Origin of the sequence: Megasphaera sp. DJF_B143, from assembly GCF_900320625.1 — a bacterium.
GTDB classification, from domain to species: domain Bacteria; phylum Bacillota; class Negativicutes; order Veillonellales; family Megasphaeraceae; genus Megasphaera; species Megasphaera hexanoica.
Window position 1 is genome coordinate 1 of sequence record NZ_ONTA01000148.1, and the last position, 2116, is coordinate 2116.

At 50.4% G+C, this 2116-nt stretch carries 1 protein-coding gene and 1 pseudogene; both read right to left on the minus strand.

Going from position 1 to position 2116, the window contains the following annotated elements:
• Positions 1 to 543, minus strand: a 543-nt coding sequence (locus tag DBO31_RS04535; RefSeq protein ID WP_234995390.1) for an aminotransferase class V-fold PLP-dependent enzyme, incomplete at its 3' end; no start/stop codon positions are given.
• Positions 544 to 1022: 479 nt separating this feature from the next.
• A pseudogene (locus tag DBO31_RS04540) lies at positions 1023 to 2116 on the minus strand (ribonucleoside-diphosphate reductase, adenosylcobalamin-dependent); the annotation flags it as partial.

The window sequence follows — 2116 nt, forward strand, 5'->3', positions numbered from 1 at the left end:
GGGGCGTGAGAGAAAATCACTGGACATATCGCAGATCAGCGGCACATCCACGTGAGGAAAGGTCTTCCATTCCGTGCCGTGAATCGTGTTATTGCTGGTCATATAGACGTAGTCCGTCCCATCTTTTACCGTAAAGGTGCTTTCATCGGGAATATAGGAAAAATGGTCTTCCTTGCTGGAAGCGACTTCATAGACTTCTCCGTAATACGATGCCGCTTTCATCGCCTTATCTGACCAGACGCCCGTATTCAGATATCCTCCCCGCGTCTTCAGGAAGTTAGCACCATGCATGAGAAACTGCATGCTGCCGCCGCCCTGCATAAAAATGACATGATACCCTTCAGGAATATGCATCAGCCGTTTCAGGACAGCTATGGTATCATCCTGCATATCCTGATATGCCGCACTGCGGTGACTGATTTCTACAATACTCATACCCGTATGGTTAAAATCGAGAAATTCTGCCTGGACTTCTTTCAATACATCCAGCGGCATGGCCGAAGGCCCGGCATTAAAATTGTACACCCGTTCCAAAATAATCACTCCTTACGGCAATGGAAAAAGACATAAAAGGAGAAGCTCTCTCTTTGGGACGAGCTTCTCCTTTCTCGCGGTACCACCCAATTTGCCGCCGGCTGGAAAACAAAAAACTCCCGTCCCACTCAAGGGACGGGAGTCTGAATCCCGCGTTGCCACCCAACTTGCCATACGGCCAACTCTGACCGCTGTACCGGGCGGACCCGTCAAATTCGTCATTTGCAGCTCCAGAGCGGAACGCCCTGCCAGTCTGCTGCCTCACACCATCCGGCAGCTCTCTGAAAGCCTGTACAGTTTGCTTCTCTATCATCGCCTCTGTGAAATTGAGTCCATTATAAACACAAACGCCCTGCCTGTCAAGACATTTTTCATCTAAACATGCACTTCCCCAACGTATGCATCACACCGGCCACCGGTCTCCTGGCTGGTGTTTTCTTCTTTAAACTCACAGCCCAGAGTCTAATGCCGGCTATTGGGAAGCATCATCAATAGCACTTACTCCAGCCACAGTTTTTGCACGTATTGCAGCCCCCTTCGAAGACCAAGGGTTCACCGCACTGGGGGCAGAAAATATTTTCGGCCCGTACCTTGTCCCGCGCCCGCGGTTTAACCGGTTTTACCTTCTTCGGCTTTTCATTGCCGGCATGAAGCTCATTCTGTACCTCATTGTACATATCAAGGAGGGCATTGCCTACTGCCATGGGGCAGCAGGATCCCTTGCTCGTATCGCCCCGGGTAGAACGGCGGACCGAATAGCTCGGGCAGTTCCCCGTCGAATTGAGCTGGTCAATGATAGTATAAATATCAATCCCTGCCCGGGCACTGATAGAAATCATGCGGGACAGGCCAATCATGAAATTATTGCAACCGCCTGTCGATCCTTTGCTGAGATACGTTTCCAGCAAAGCGCCTGTTTCCGTATCAAAAAACGCAATACAATGGAGACTGCCGCAGCCCGTAACCAGTTTGCGCTTCTTGCCGATGACATCATCATCGATAGCAACGATTTCACCACGTCCTAATCCGTCTCCGGCAACGGGCACTGTTTTTTCATCGACGTGAGTCGTAAGGATGCCGGCCCGTTTACAGCCATCACGGAAAATCGTCACGCCTTTACAGCCGCTTTCATAGGCCAGCAGGTACAGGCGTTCCGTATCTTCTACTGTAAAGCTGTTGGGCACATTGACGGTAGAACTGATAGACGCATCGATATGTTCCTGCCAGGCCGCCTGCATGGCAATCCGTTCCTGATAGGGCAGAGTCAGCGCCGTGACAAAATAATCCGGAAGCTGTCCATCATCGGTCAGATGATGTTCTTTCATATAAGCTTCTACAATAGGCGTATAGACTTTATAATACACATCTGAACCGTGGAGCGATTCCGTTTTCCGTTCATAATAATTAGCGTAAATCGGTTCGATGCCACCAGAAATCCCCAGCATCGTCGAAAGCGTTCCCGTAGGGGCAATAGTCAGGAGCTGGGAATTGCGCAGTCCGTACTGGCGGACCAGTGCCGCCGTTTCTTCTGTCGTGTTGGCCTGGAAATAAGGCGTATTCATGATTTCTTCCACATGACACA